This window comes from Corynebacterium pseudodiphtheriticum (assembly GCF_023509295.1).
GTDB classification, from domain to species: Bacteria; Actinomycetota; Actinomycetes; order Mycobacteriales; family Mycobacteriaceae; genus Corynebacterium; species Corynebacterium pseudodiphtheriticum.
The window spans coordinates 808,498-822,569 of the sequence record NZ_CP091864.1; the positions used below are offsets into that span (position 1 = coordinate 808,498).

Genomic DNA, 14,072 nt, shown 5'->3' on the forward strand with positions numbered 1-14,072 from the left:
TCGTGGGATCGCGTTTGGAGGTTAAAGAACTAAGCGCTGGATACGGCGACGATAAGGTATTGGACGGGTTGGATTTAGCTATCGTCGATAATGCTGTTACAGCAGTAGTGGGGCCTAATGGCTGCGGAAAATCTACGTTGGTCAAGGCTTTGGGGAGAATCTTGGAGCCAAAAGAGGGTGGCGTATATCTGGATGGGCGTTCTTTGCAATCGATAAACACCAAGGCCATTGCGCGTACGGTCAGTATTTTGCCGCAGAACCCGCAAGCCCCTGTCGGTATTACAGTGAAAAAATTAGTGAGCCGGGGCAGATTTCCGCATCAAAAATGGTGGGGTGCTAATACCGAACACGATGCACAGGTTATTCGAGAAGCATTGCGCACAATGCGGCTGGAAAAACTTGCTGATGAGCCGGTGGCTAATTTGTCAGGTGGACAGCGGCAGCGCGTCTGGATTGCGATGTCGCTAGCGCAAGAAGCTGATATTTTGTTATTGGATGAACCCACAAACCATCTTGATCTCATACACCAATTGGAGATTATGGAGCTGTTGCGCAGCCTGCCAGCGGATCACCGAACGGTCGTAGTGGTGCTGCATGATTTAGCGTTGGCAGCGCGTTATTCAGATTACTTAGTGGCTATGCGGGATGGCGTGATCGTCTCGCAAGGCCGAACGGAAGATACCTTCAATGAACAATTATTGTTGGATACCTTCAGTTTGGAATCAAAGATTTACCAGGATGAATCCACGGGGCTACCAGTGGTGTTGCCGTTGGCAGCGAAGCTCGAGTGATTATAAATTCTCGCCTAATCCGCTACCAATGGCTCCATAGTGAGCTCTGGGTGTTCTTTTTGTACGAACGCGAGCTTCCATTTATCGCCAAACAGTGCAATCAATTCGCCGTCGGTGCGAGTGAAAATTTCCACTCCGCGTTGGCGGCCTAGTTCTGCAGCTGAGGCCGCGTCGGTGCGTCGTGCGACCGAATAGGGCACGGGTTCGACGACGGTTTCCACGTTGTATTCGACTTCCATGCGCGCTTGCATGACTTCGAACTGCATCGGGCCAACGGCTGCCATCACTGGGGCAGCATCGCCGCGCAGTTCGTTACGCAGGATCTGGACGACGCCTTCGGCATCCAGTTGCTCCAGCCCTTTGCGGAATTGTTTGTATTTGCCGAGCGATTTTGCCCGCAGGGTTTGGAAGCTTTCCGGAGCAAATTGTGGCATCGGGCGGAACTGGATTTTCTTGCCCGAATAGATGGTATCGCCGGGAGCCAGTGATCCCGCGTTGACCAATCCGACGATGTCGCCAGGATAGGCGGCTTCGACGGTATCGCGGGTGCGGCCGAAAACGGTCAGCGCGTATTTCGTCGAAAAGCTGCGCCCGGATTGCGCGTGCGTGACCTGCATGCCTCGTTCGAAGACGCCAGAGACCACGCGCATGAAGGCTAGGGTGTCGCGGTGGTTACGGTCCATGCCGGCTTGAACTTTGAACACGACGCCGGCGAAATCGTCGTCCACCTCGCGGGTTTCGGCGATGGCCCCGGTGGCTTTTTCCACTACCTTGGGGTCGCACTCGCGGCTGCTTGGCTCTGGGGCGATTGCGCACAAGGTGTCCAGAATTTGGTGTACGCCGAAGTTCAGCATCGCGGAGGCGAAAATCAACGGCGAGGTCACACACTGTTCGAACAGGTCTTGATCGTGTAGCGCACCATCGGCAGCCAAAAGCTCGGCTTCTTCCACTGCCGTTTCCCAAGCCTCGGCTTCTTTGTCGCTGGCTTGCTGCGGTGAGTAGTGCTCCTCCGGTGCGATGGTGGAGCCACCGGCGGTGCGGATGAAGTGGATGTAATTGTCAGCTTCACCGTCGTCGTTAATATGGGCCAGGCCGCGGAAGTCACCGGCTTCACCAACCGGCCAGTACAGCGGGGTCGGTTGGAGCTGGATTTCGTTGACGATTTCGTCGACAAGCTCCAATGGCTCGCGGCCTACCCGGTCCCACTTGTTGATCACCGTGATAATCGGCAAACCGCGAGCTTTACACACGCGGAATAGCTTTAGTGTTTGCGGCTCGAGGCCCTTCGCGGCGTCGATGAGCATGACTGCGGCGTCGACGGCGGTGAGAACGCGGTAGGTGTCCTCCGAGAAATCCGCGTGTCCAGGGGTATCGACCAGGTTGATTACGTAAGGTTCGCCGTCGTGGCCTTCCGGGGAATAGTTGAACTGCAGTGCGGAAGATGCCACGGAAATCCCGCGGTCTTTTTCCATGTCCATCCAGTCAGACACGGTGGCTTTGCGGTTTCCTTTGCCGTGCACCGCACCAGCTTCTGTGATGATGTGTGCGTGTAGTGCTAGAGCCTCGGTCAGGGTTGATTTACCCGCGTCGGGGTGGGCGATCACGGCGAAAGTACGGCGGCGCGAGGCCTCGTGGGCAGGGGAGGAAACAGCAGTGGTCATGGTTGAACAGTCTAATGGTTCGGTGATGTGCGTGCCGAGGTGGATCGGCTTTTTAGGAATACCAAGAAGTTGTTTAGAAAGATGTTGTTGACAGGTCAACTAAAGTCGTTTTATTGTTGTTGTATCAACTTCGTTATTTCTAGGAGGTAATCGTGAATATTGGTGTCTTTATTGGTTCGATCCGTGCAGGCCGCGCTGGTGAAGCGATCGGCCACTGGGTGCACGAGCACGCAGCTAGCCGCAATGACGGCCACAACTACGAAATCATCGACCTGCAGGATCACGACCTGCCATTTTTGGCCGCAGATACCGTCCCTGCCATGGCCAATGGTGAGTACGGTGACCCTAAGACCCAGCAGTGGGCCAAAGTAATCGCGCAGTACGACGGCTTCGTTTTTGTGACTCCAGAGTATAACGGCACTGTACCTGGTCCAATGAAGAATGCCTTCGACCAGCTTGGCCAAGAGTGGCAGGGCAAACCAATCGGTTTCGTCGGCTACGGTTACTCGCAGGCTGGTAAGGGCTCGACCGCGACTTGGCGTACCGTCGTCAGTGGCATGCTGGATATGCAGCTTGCCGACGAAGACGTCAACATCGACCTGAACACTGCATACCCAGAAGATGCCAACGGTGAATTCCGCGCAAACGACGCGGAAAAAGCTGGCTTGGACAAGATTTTGGATCAGGTCACCACGGCTGGCGCTAACAGCTAGTTAGCGAGAATGAATCTCGTTTTGCGCGGCGCCTAGCCCCCGAGCCACGATCAGTCGGGCAGCCTCGGCGCCGGTGGCAATAAATTCATCGAAACCAGCCCCTGCTGGTACTGGGCCCAGAACCCAGGCAATGATGTCGTTTCCTTTCCCAGGGTGGCCCACCCCCATACGTACACGGGGATAGTCGCGGGTGCCCAGGTGCTCAGTCGTCGATTTTAGGCCGTTATGCCCGGCTTCATTTCCGCCTTGTTTAAGGCGGATTTTGTGCTCTTTCAGGTCTAATTCATCGTGAATAAGCAGCACGCGCTGCGCGGGGATGCCTAAACGTTGGGCGATTTCGGCAATCGCCGGGCCAGAATTATTCATAAAACTCGCAGTCCGCAGCACCAAGGCGGTGTTCTCGCCTGCTTCGATGGTGGCCCCGAAAGCCTGCACACCCTTAATGGGCTGCAGGGTCTCGCCGGATTCGGCCAGCAGATCGTCAACCACCATATAACCCACGTTGTGGCGTGTGGCCGCATATTTTTGCCCCGGATTACCCAAGCCGACGACTAGCCACTCGGCAGTGACGTCAGCAAGATTTAATACCGGTTGTTGGGTCGTTGCCCTCTGATAACCACCGTCGGCGGGGTTGGCGATTGAGTCACTAGCGCTTTCGGCATTGCGTCCGAAAACTTTTGATAACAGGTTGCGCACAATATTCACCCGCCCAGTGTCTCATTATTGCGGGTGTTTTCTCTACTGGCTGCTGCACGCGCCCAATCTGCATTAGCCTGGCAGATATGTCGGAAGTATTACGCCAACTAGAATCCCGTATACTCATCGCACCTATGGCAGGTGGCCCGTCCACACCGCGGCTGGTTAACGCAGCCGCTAAAGCTGGTTCCTTCGGTTTTCTGGCGTTCGGCACCACTTCGGTGGACCGCGCGCAGCACATGCTTGCCAGCATTGATTCGGGGAGTCGTTATGGGGTGAACTTATTTGCCCCGCAAACCCCTCTGGAAATTACTGCGGAGGTCAGCGCTTTTCACCAACAATTACAGCGCGACTACGCGGTAGCGGATCAGCTTCCCAACCTGGATTACAGCAATGGTTGGCAGGATAAGTTGGATGCTGTTGTGTCCGCCGCTAATCCACCGACGGTGGTCAGCTCGACATTCGGGTGTTTTAGCTCTGCAGAAATAAGCCGCCTGCATGAGGCTGGTATCGAGGCATGGGTGACCGTCACCAGTATTGCAGACGCGTTGAGTGCGCAAGATGCAGGTGCCGATGCTCTAGTCGTGCAAGGCCCAGCCGCTGGTGGTCACCGCGGAACCTGGTCGGTGGAAGAACAACCGTCCGGGCTAGGGTTGGTTGATCTTATCGAGACGATGTCGCTGGCTGGCGTGAATGCACAACTGGTGGCCGCAGGTGGGGTGCGTACTGCTGCCGATGCCCGCGAGTTGCTTAAGCTTCCGCGGGTGAAAGCGGTTAGTTGCGGTTCGGCGTTTTTGCTTGCCGACGAAGCCGGCACCAGTGAGTTCAATCGCACCCTACTGCATTCCGGGGGCCGTTCGGTGGCGACCCGGGCGTTTTCCGGAAGGGTAGCCCGAGGCCTTGAGACGGAATTTATTCGCGAACACCATGATGACGTGCCGGCGATGTATCCGCTGTTGAACTCATTGCTGGCGCCACTGCGGCGGGAGAATGATTTGCGGGTGGCATATTGCTTGGTTGGCGAAGGCGTCGACAAGATTCGGCAGGGAAGTGTGGGCGACATTCTTGCCCAATTACGGGGGTAGTAACCAAAATCGGGGTAGGATGTGGGTTGTAATTTTGCACCCCGATACCCCCGCGTAAAGGAAGATGACTGTGAATCAGCCCGCCGAGGTAGGACACGACAACTGGAATGAACGCATCGCGCTGGCGCAGGAGATGATACCGCTGATCAGCTCGCTGCACCGCAACAACAACGTTGTGACCTCTATTTTTGGTCGTTTGCTGATTAGCGTCACCGACATCGATATCATCAAAGCCCACGAACGTGCGCACCAGGTCATCGAAGAAGACTTGCCGTTGGAGAAGACCCTGCCGGTGCTGCGCGAACTCACCTCGATGGATTTGGGTACTGCATCGATCGACGTCGGGCGCTTGGCCGTTGGGTTTGCGCAATCCGGTGCTACTGATCTTTCTGACTACCTGCATTCCGAACTGGAAGAGGTCATCGGTGGCCGCACCAACGTGAAAGAACCCACCGACGTCGTGCTTTATGGTTTTGGCCGCATCGGCCGCCTGCTCGCACGCATCCTGGTGGAGCGTGAAGCATCCTATGGCGGTGTGCGTCTGCGTGCGATTGTCGTGCGCTCCAAGGGCGACGGCGACATCATTAAACGCGCCTCGCTGCTGCGCCGTGATTCCGTGCATGGCGAATTCAACGGCACCATTTCCGTGGATGAAGAAAACAACATCATCTGGGCAAACGGCACCAAGATCCAGGTCATCTACGCCAACGCGCCACAGGAAATCGACTACACCTCCTACGGCATCAACAACGCCATTGTCGTCGACAACACCGGCGCATGGCGTGATCGCAAGGGCTTGTCGCAGCACCTGGAGGCCAAGGGCGCAGACCGTGTCTTGTTGACGGCGCCGGGCAAGGGCGATATCCCGAATGTCGTTTTCGGCATCAACGAAGACAGCATTAACGACGATGACAAGGTGCTATCTGCAGCATCCTGTACCACCAACGGCATTACTCCGGTGCTCAAGGCGCTGGGCGATCGCTACGGCGTCGCGCACGGTCACGTGGAAACCGCCCACTCGTTTACTAACGACCAGAACCTGATCGATAACTACCATAAGGGTGACCGTCGTGGACGCGCTGCGGGTTTGAATATGGTGCTGACCGAAACCGGTGCTGCGAAGGCGGTATCAAAGGCCTTGCCGGAATTTGAAGGCAAGCTCACCGGTAATGCCATTCGTGTTCCTACCCCGAACGTGTCGATGGCTGTGCTGAACCTGGAATTGGAAACTGAGGTGACCAAGGACGAGGTCAATGACTACCTGCGCAAGGTGGCGCTGCTGTCGAACCTGCGCCAGCAGGTGGACTACGTCAATGATCCGGAATTGGTCTCCTCGGATTTTGTGGGCTCCGTGAAAGCCGGTGTGGTTGATGGCTTGTCGACGATTGCCAATGGCACCAAGCATTTGGTGGTTTACGTCTGGTATGACAACGAGTATGGCTACTCTAACCAGGTAGTGCGCTTCGTTGAAGATATTGCGGGCAAGCGGCCACGCGTGCTGCCGCACCGCAGCCCAATTAGCGAGCTTTAAAACTGGAATAGGCCATGCTGGCTGGTTCGCCAGTTAGCGCGTGCAACCGGCGATGAAGAAAACCGCGGGTTCCGGATTTCCGGGCCCGCGGTTTCGCTTGTCGTGCCTGTGAAGATTTTGCTGAATTAGCTTTCGAGCTGAATGGATTCAAAGCCCAATACGGGCTGTGTCTCGGTAGTTGATGTACCTTCATGCTATAAAGCTAAAGAACTAGGAAGCAAAGCAGAGACTGCGACCCAAAAAATTCGCCAAGCATACCCATAAAAATGGCAAGGGGGATGCTTTCCGTCACTGCTACTGGAGTGGATTGATGACTTTGCATTTGAGGTTTGGGCAGTGTAAAGCGTTCCTTGCGTTGTCTTTGATGGCATTCTTGGTGGCTTGTTCAAGCGAAATTGAACAAGCGTTACCAGCTGCAAGTGAATCTGGGGGTCCGGTTACTATCTCGGTTCGCGATGCTTATGGTCAGCAGTGGGTAGAATTTGGTGTCCAATGTCCATACACCAGTGTTGATGATATTTCCGAACATCTGGGTCTGGAGCCTGATGAGGCTTATGACTTAGGCAGCTACGACACTCAAGAGGTGGTGTACCTGAAAGATGCCGACGGTGATGTTGATTTTGACGTGCTCGATAGACTAGATGTTACTTTGTGCTCCCATAGGGCCCCTGAATACCTTGGTTATCGTGGATGGTTACCGGCAGACCTGCCTCTGATTTTTGAGGTTAATTATGATGGTTGGGCCCTCACAGGGGTGGGTGATACAACCACGGAATAGATCATTCTGTAGCCTAAATAGCTATACGCCATACCTGCCATTTGTGGGCAGTGGGCAAGCTCACCGGTAATGCCATCCGTGTTCCTACCCGTACGTTTTGATGGCTTGGCGACGATTGCCAATGGCACCAAACACCTGGTGGTTTACGTCTGGTATGACAACGAGTATGGCTACTCCAACCAGGTAGTACGCTTCGTGGAAGATATTGCGGGTAAGCGCCCACGTGTGCTGCCGCACCGCAGTCCAATCAGTGAACTGTAAGTCGCGGGGAGTTGATGCACTGGTACTAGTGCCAGTGCCGATAAAAGCCGCGGGGTCCGAGATTGGACCCGCGGCTTTTATTTGGGCTAGTGCGTATGCGACACGCTAAACGTGCCGCGAGGATGGTTTTTAGCTTTCCACTTTAGTGTTCTAGCTGGATGGATTCGAAGCCGAGCACGTCGACAGCCATGCCGCGTTTTTCATCTTCCACGTGGTTGCCTTCTGGGCGAGCGTCTGACCACTTCTGATAGTTTTCTTGGCTATCCCAGCGGGTGATCACGAAGTAGCGATCTTCGCCAGAGACGGGGCGCAGCAATTCGAAGCCTTCAAACCCTTCTGCCTTGTCGACACCCTTGGCACGCTGCGCAAAACGCTGCTCGATTTCTTCGGCGGCACCTTCCGGAAAGCTCAGTGCGGAGATGTTTACATAGGTCATGGTTCATCCTTTCTGCGGTTGAATACATCCACCATTTTATCTAATGGTAAGCGTTGGGATGGTGGAATAGTTGTGATCTTTTCCAAAAATTATTCTGGCTTTCGTGCCACGAGTGCGACGCCACACAGCACATCGCTGTGCTGATTAAATAGCTTGCGCATGGCCAACATGCGGCGCCGGGCATCGGCGTCCAGGGCGGCGTTTTTGATGATGCGCAGTGTTCCCAAAAGTCCCTCGTCGGCAAGGTTTCGGCGCATTTGCAGCAATGCCATGGGTGCGGTGTCAGTCCATTCCACCTGCAAACCCGCTTCTTCCACAAGCTTCGTCCACTCAGCAATGGTCAGCGGCCGGGCATTAACCTTAATCACGCGGGCGAGATTCTTGCGCAACTCGGTTTTGAACTCATCGTCGAGATCGTCGGGTTGCAAGCCGAGCTCGTGGATGGCGTACCTGCCACCGGGGCGCAGCATTCGTGCTGCTTCCTGTACGATTTTTTGCTTTCCGGTGGGCGACTGCATCGTCAACATCGCCTCGCCCAACACAACGTCGGCATGAGCATCAGGCAGGCCGGTATCTGCGGCATCTGCGTGTACCATGCGGCCGGTATCTTTGACGATCTCCCCAGTAATGCGCGCGGCATCTTCGTCTTTGTCGACACCGATATAGCTGGCTGGTTGGAAAGTGAGTAGTTCGCTGGCAGTACGGCCTAATCCAGGCGCTAGCTCGACCACGTCGGCATCAGTAAGTTTGGCGTTGTGCAATAGCTTGCGGGTGAGTTTCAACCCGCCAGGGCGCAGCACACGTTTTCCGAGCCGCGCAAGTAACCAATGTCCGGGCGCATCTTCTGCGCGGCGCTGTGCATAGGGAAGTGGATTTGTCTTGCCATCGGGGTTCGAGGAGGTACGGGGCATGGTGGGTCCTTTCTTTAAGGCCCACCAGCGTTAGACAGCGTTAGTCAACGTTAGACAATGATAGATACATTAAGGCAGGCCTAATTTCGTATCTAATTTTCAGCCTACTAAAAGGGGCCTGTAAAGAATAGGATTACCAAAATTCTGTGATTTTTTCCGGGATATAGCGCCCCCGTTTTGGGTGAGCCAAACTGATCTGTACGGCCGCGATGCAGCAGCGTAAATAGACGACCTAAAATTCGGTGGTTTAGTTTCCTCGAAATGACAGCCAACCAAAAACGCCCCACCGAAAGTGGGGCGCTGGCGCGTGAAGCTTGGTGCTTAGCAGTCGTAGTACATCTCGAATTCTTGCGGGGTTGGGCGCAGGCGAACCGGAGTGATTTCCTCGTCGTACTTGTACTTGATGTAGGTGTCGATGAGGTCCTCGGTAAAGACATCGCCTTCAGTCAGGAATTCATTGTCTTCCTGCAAAGCCTTCAGAGATTCTTCCAACGAAGTAGGTGCGGTTGGAATATCCTGTGCTTCTTCTGGTGGCAGCTCATAAAGATCTTTATCCACCGGAGCATGTGGCTCAATGCGATTCTTAATACCATCGATACCAGCCATCATCATCGCTGCAAAGCCCAAATATGGGTTGCCCGATGGATCAGGTGCGCGGAACTCCAAACGCTTCGCCTTCGGGTTGTTGCCGGTGGTAGGAATACGCACGGCTGCCGAACGGTTGCGCTGGGAGTAGACCAAATTGATTGGAGCTTCGAATCCTGGAACCAGACGGTGGTAGGAGTTCAGCGTCGCGTTGGTGAATGCCAGAACCGCACCGGCATGTTCCAGAATGCCACCGATGTAGTAGCGGGCGATGTCTGACAGGCCCGCGTAGCCGTCTTCATCATGGAACAGCGGCGCACCATCTTTCCACAGCGACTGGTGGGCGTGCATGCCCGAACCGTTGTCGCCAGCCAGTGGCTTTGGCATGAACGTTGCAGTCTTGCCATGCTGGAATGCGGTGTTTTTGATGATGTATTTAAACAGCTGAATTTGGTCTGCAGAGTGGAGCAGGGTGGAGAAACGGTAGTTGATTTCCTGCTGGCCGCCGGAACCCACCTCGTGGTGGAACCGCTCTAGCTCAAAGCCAACCTTTTCTAGGTTCAATGCCATGGCATCGCGGATTTCTACGGTCTGGTCATACGGTGCGGTAGGGAAATAGCCGCCTTTAGGGCGATTTTTATAGCCAGGGTTTGGTAGGCCGTCGATAGTGGTTTCTTTGTCGGTATTCCACCAGCCTTCGTCCGAATCCACCTCGTAGAAACCAGCATTGGTGGAGGTATCGAAACGAACCTTATCGAACAAATAAAACTCGGCTTCGGCGCCGAAGAAGCAGGTATCAGCGATACCTGTGGACTTCAGATACTCCTCCGCCTTACGCGCAGTCGTGCGTGGGTCACGTGAAAACGGTTCACGAGTAAACGGATCGTGCACGAAGCATTTGATGTTCAAGGTTTTTGTCGTGCGGAAAGGATCCACGATCGCAGAATGTGGATCCGGCAGCAACATCATGTCGGATTCATCAATGGTGGTGAATCCTCGAATTGAGGAGCCGTCGAAAGCCAGGCCTTCTTCTGCTGCCTCCTCAGTAAATTCCGAGGCCGGGATGCTGAAGTGGTGCTCTACACCGGGAAGGTCAGTGAACTGAATATCGACAAATTTAATATCTTCATCTTCGATATGCTGGACGACATCCGCAATGGATTCGAAACTCAAGGGAACTCCTCGTTTTGGGTGCAACTGTGCAGTCGTAACTCCCACTATACCGGCTATTCGTGATCGATATCCCGATATCAGAGGATTCCCGAGGGGAAAATTATAGAAGTGCTTTCCGGAGATAGTCAGCGACGTCCGGAATAATAAAATCCAATTCGCGTTCTTGGGCGGCGGAAAAGTTGCCTAAAACAAAAGATGACGGATCCATCCTGCCAGGGGGCCGTCCAATGCCAACGCTGAGACGAGCATAGTCTTTGGTACCCAGAGATTTGGTAAGGGATTTCAAGCCGTTGTGGCCTTTATCGCCACTGCCGTGTTTTAAAGTGAAATCGCCAAAGTCGCGTTCCATATCGTCATAAACTGCGACGATGCCGACAGCTGGAATATGAAAATAATTTGCCAGGGCATTGACCACACCGCCAGAGGTGTTCATCGGTGTACCGGTGCGCGCCAGGATGATTTTTGGGGAGCCGTACCCCATAGAACCAGCAGGCATTTCGGCCACAAAAGCCCCGGTGCGTTTATGCAAACTAAATGGCACAGGCTGGAAAGCTGTCGTTTCTGCTAATTCATTGACGATGCGATAGCCAATATTGTGCCGAGTTTGTGCATAACGCGCACCGGGGTTGCCGAGCCCAACTACCAGGACACTGTTTTGCTGAGACAGAGCGTTCGCAGTGTGCATGGGGTGGACTCGACTTTCTGTTTGGGCCTATCTAGCCGACGGCTAGATTATCCAGTGGCTTATTTGTCGTCGGAGGACTCGGTGTCAGGGTCCAGACGATCTGCAGGGGTTTCCTCATCGGATTCCTCTTCAGAGTCTGCACCGGCTTCAGCGCCGCCTTCTTCAGCAGCGGCAGCAGCAGCCTCGAGTTCTTCGTCTTCCTGTGGCTCCATGACGGAGACGATGACGGTGTCTTCTTCTGCGACCAGGGTGGCACCACCTGGGATGTCCAAATCAGCTGCAGTGATGACGGTGCCATCTTCTGCGCCTTCGATGGAAACTTCGATCTCTTCTGGAATGGACAGAACGTCGGCCTCAACCAACAAGACGTCGTTGTCCTGGATGAACATCATGCCAGCGGCAGGCTCACCAGTAACGGTGACAGGAACCTCAACCTCAACCTTTTCGCCGCGCTTAATGGACAGCAGGTCTACGTGGTCAACGTCTAGGGTGAGGACGTTTTGGTCAACGTTCTTCACCATGGATAGGTGTTTTTCGCCGTCAAGTTCCAACTCCAGAACTGCGTTCAGACCGTTGTAACGGATCAATGTCTGTAGCTCCAGCAGGTCTACAGAGAAGTGAATTGGGTCGGTGTTTGGGCCGTACAGAACGCCAGGTACGCGCCATTCACGACGCAAACGGCGGGCAGCGCCCTTACCAAACTCATTACGTGGCTGTGCCGCGAGAGCAGGGGTATTTTGAGCCATAATGGATAACTCCTCAGTGTAGTGAAAATAAATATGTGGACAAACGTGCACAGGCAAGGGCACATCCACGACCGGGGGAGCTACCGGGTTAAGTGTAGATCGCGTCGATAACGGCCAAAAATGAATGACCCTCGCCGAGACGAGAGCCATCATAGCAAACAGCAGGCCAGCAACGAAACACAGGCGATACTTGTGCCTAGACCTGAAATGGCTATGCCTTAAAGACTATGGCCTTAAATGGGGATGACCTAAATGGCGGTATAGCCACCATCCACGGTTTGCGTGCTGCCGGTGATAAACGATGCGTTTGACGAAAGCAGGAACAGCACCATCGCGGCAACTTCTCGAACTGACCCCAGCCTGCCAAGTGGATGGTCGTTGATCAGTTTGGTCAGCTCATCTTCATCCATGAAATTCGCGAGCAGGGCGTTCCGGATATAGCCTGGGCACACCGCGTTGACACGAATTGCCTTGGAGCCGTATTCCACGGCGGCTGAACGGGTTAGCCCGATGACGCCGTGCTTGGCAGCGGAATAGGCTGCTTTGCCCTTAGCCGCCACTAACCCGTGCACAGAAGCGACATTGACGATGGAACACTCCGAGCTCATGTCCATGTCTAAGAATTGTTCGATCTCATAACGCATGGCATAAGCGACGCCGTTGAGGTTGAGGTCAACCAAATCGCGCCATTGCCGACCATCCAGCTTTCCGGTGAGTTCGCCTTCACCGCCGTAGCCTGGCGAATTAACCGCGTAATGTAAACCACCAAACTGCTCTACGGCGGTTTGTACCGCAGCCTTGTAGTCCGATTCTGCAGTCATGTCGATCTCAATGGCATACGCCGAACCACCGTTAGAACGGATTTTTTCGGCCACCTCAGACGGCTTATGTTCTTTGGAATCGGCCACTACAACCTGGGTTCCCAATTCCCCGAGTTCATAGCAGATTTCTTCGCCGATGCCGAAGCCGCCACCGGTAACCAAGGCTACTTTGTCACGGAATTCGTCAAAGCTTTTCATTAGGCAGACCCCTCGAACAGCGTGGTAACGGAACCGTTTTCAAAGATCTCGTTGATGGTGCGAGCCAGCAAAGGGGCGATGGAGAGCACGGTCAAGTTGTCCCACCCCTCCGTGGACTGAGGGATGGTGTCGGTGGTGATGACCTCTTCAGCGCCACAGTTCGAGAGCTTCTCTCGGGCTTGACCAGAAAATACGCCGTGGGTGCAGGCTACAACGACAGATTTGGCGCCTTCATCTTTCAAGATCTTTGCGGCACCCGCGATAGTTCCACCGGTGTCAATCATGTCGTCTACCAAGATGCAGTCCTTGCCCGAAACATCACCGACCACGCGGTTAGCGACGACTTCGTTGGCTACATCAACGCTGCGCGTCTTGTGGACGAAGGCCATCGGCGCGCCGCCGAGGACGTTTGCCCATTTTTCCGCGACCTTCACGCGGCCAGCGTCAGGCGAGACGATGCACATGTTCTCAGTTGGGTAGTTCTCTTTGATGTAGTCGGTCAACACCGGCATGGCGTGCATGTGGTCGACTGGACCATCAAAAAAGCCTTGGATTTGGTCTGTGTGTAGATCAACGGAGACCAAACGGTCAGCACCAGCGGATTGCAACAGATCAGAGATCAGGCGAGCGGAAATAGGCTCGCGTCCGCGGTGTTTTTTATCCTGGCGTGCGTATGGGTAGAACGGCAAAATAGCCGTGATGCGCTTAGCGGAACCACGCTTGAGCGCATCAATCATGATGAGCTGCTCCATCAGCCATTTGTTTAGATCGCCGCCTTCGACGGTCGCGTGGGATTGCATAACGAAACAATCTGCGCCGCGTACCGATTCTTCAAAGCGAACGAAGATCTCACCATTTGCGAAGTCTTCTGCTCGCATTGGGGTGATTTTTGTGCCCAATTCCTTGGCGACAGCCTCGCCGAGGTCTGGGTGCGAGCGGCCGTTGAAGACCATCATGTTCTTTTGGTTCATAGCGATCTTGCCAGTCATAGGATTAACCCT

At 54.4% G+C, this 14,072-nt stretch carries 14 protein-coding genes and 2 pseudogenes; 7 read left to right on the plus strand and 9 right to left on the minus strand.

Going from position 1 to position 14,072, the window contains the following annotated elements; translation table 11 throughout:
- Window positions 1–2: 2 nt before the first annotated feature.
- The gene (locus tag L9H78_RS03600) at window positions 3–791 is read left to right on the plus strand and encodes an ABC transporter ATP-binding protein (protein ID WP_249620528.1); all 789 of its coding nucleotides are present in this window, start codon (window positions 3–5) and stop codon (window positions 789–791) included.
- A 14-nt stretch (window positions 792–805) separates the two neighbouring features.
- Here the strand turns inward: L9H78_RS03600 and L9H78_RS03605 are convergent, their stop codons facing one another.
- Complete coding sequence (locus L9H78_RS03605) at window positions 806–2,452, minus strand: peptide chain release factor 3 (RefSeq protein ID WP_249620529.1); 1,647 nt, start codon at window positions 2,450–2,452, stop codon at window positions 806–808.
- Window positions 2,453–2,604: 152 nt separating this feature from the next.
- On the opposite strand from L9H78_RS03605, the gene L9H78_RS03610 reads away from it, so the two are divergent.
- The gene (locus L9H78_RS03610) at window positions 2,605–3,165 is read left to right on the plus strand and encodes an NADPH-dependent FMN reductase (protein ID WP_249620530.1); all 561 of its coding nucleotides are present in this window, start codon (window positions 2,605–2,607) and stop codon (window positions 3,163–3,165) included.
- Here L9H78_RS03610 and pth (L9H78_RS03615) read toward each other — a convergent pair whose 3' ends face one another.
- Window positions 3,166–3,870, minus strand: a complete 705-nt coding sequence (gene pth, locus L9H78_RS03615; protein WP_249620531.1) for an aminoacyl-tRNA hydrolase — start codon at window positions 3,868–3,870, stop codon at window positions 3,166–3,168.
- A 77-nt stretch (window positions 3,871–3,947) separates the two neighbouring features.
- Here pth (L9H78_RS03615) and L9H78_RS03620 point away from each other — a divergent pair, with 77 nt between their 5' ends.
- The 5 genes and pseudogenes from L9H78_RS03620 to L9H78_RS03635 all read left to right on the plus strand — a co-directional run.
- Window positions 3,948–4,946, plus strand: a complete 999-nt coding sequence (locus tag L9H78_RS03620; RefSeq protein ID WP_249620532.1) for a nitronate monooxygenase — start codon at window positions 3,948–3,950, stop codon at window positions 4,944–4,946.
- 64 nt (window positions 4,947–5,010) lie between these two features.
- On the plus strand, window positions 5,011–6,477 hold the full coding sequence (locus tag L9H78_RS03625; RefSeq protein WP_249620533.1) for a glyceraldehyde-3-phosphate dehydrogenase: 1,467 nt from the start codon (window positions 5,011–5,013) through the stop codon (window positions 6,475–6,477).
- A 229-nt stretch (window positions 6,478–6,706) separates the two neighbouring features.
- Window positions 6,707–6,781 (plus strand): annotated as a pseudogene (locus L9H78_RS10640) (DUF6973 domain-containing protein); the annotation flags it as partial.
- Window positions 6,782–6,787: 6 nt separating this feature from the next.
- Window positions 6,788–7,255, plus strand: coding sequence for a hypothetical protein (locus tag L9H78_RS03630; RefSeq protein WP_249620534.1), 468 nt, complete (start codon window positions 6,788–6,790; stop codon window positions 7,253–7,255).
- Window positions 7,256–7,354: 99 nt separating this feature from the next.
- A pseudogene (locus tag L9H78_RS03635) lies at window positions 7,355–7,516 on the plus strand (glyceraldehyde-3-phosphate dehydrogenase); the annotation flags it as partial.
- A 142-nt stretch (window positions 7,517–7,658) separates the two neighbouring features.
- Here the strand turns inward: L9H78_RS03635 and L9H78_RS03640 are convergent.
- From L9H78_RS03640 to L9H78_RS03670, 7 genes are all read right to left on the minus strand, one after another.
- Complete coding sequence (locus L9H78_RS03640) at window positions 7,659–7,952, minus strand: antibiotic biosynthesis monooxygenase family protein (protein WP_027017677.1); 294 nt, start codon at window positions 7,950–7,952, stop codon at window positions 7,659–7,661.
- Between the two features lie 89 nt (window positions 7,953–8,041).
- Window positions 8,042–8,863 (minus strand): class I SAM-dependent methyltransferase, encoded by an 822-nt coding sequence (locus L9H78_RS03645; protein ID WP_249620535.1) that lies wholly within the window; start codon window positions 8,861–8,863, stop codon window positions 8,042–8,044.
- A 321-nt stretch (window positions 8,864–9,184) separates the two neighbouring features.
- A complete protein-coding gene (gene glnA, locus L9H78_RS03650; RefSeq protein ID WP_021353254.1) occupies window positions 9,185–10,621 on the minus strand; it encodes a type I glutamate--ammonia ligase in 1,437 nt (478 codons plus the stop codon).
- Between the two features lie 100 nt (window positions 10,622–10,721).
- The gene (pth, locus tag L9H78_RS03655; protein ID WP_249620536.1) at window positions 10,722–11,306 is read right to left on the minus strand and encodes an aminoacyl-tRNA hydrolase; all 585 of its coding nucleotides are present in this window, start codon (window positions 11,304–11,306) and stop codon (window positions 10,722–10,724) included.
- 59 nt (window positions 11,307–11,365) lie between these two features.
- A complete protein-coding gene (locus tag L9H78_RS03660) occupies window positions 11,366–12,052 on the minus strand; it encodes a 50S ribosomal protein L25/general stress protein Ctc (RefSeq protein ID WP_021353256.1) in 687 nt (228 codons plus the stop codon).
- 248 nt (window positions 12,053–12,300) lie between these two features.
- Window positions 12,301–13,071: an SDR family NAD(P)-dependent oxidoreductase gene (locus L9H78_RS03665; protein ID WP_249618516.1), complete on the minus strand. Its 771-nt coding sequence runs from the start codon at window positions 13,069–13,071 to the stop codon at window positions 12,301–12,303.
- Window positions 13,071–14,060: a ribose-phosphate diphosphokinase gene (locus L9H78_RS03670; RefSeq protein WP_021353258.1), complete on the minus strand. Its 990-nt coding sequence runs from the start codon at window positions 14,058–14,060 to the stop codon at window positions 13,071–13,073. Before L9H78_RS03670 ends, L9H78_RS03665 begins: the two co-directional genes overlap by 1 nt.
- Window positions 14,061–14,072: the final 12 nt, after the last annotated feature.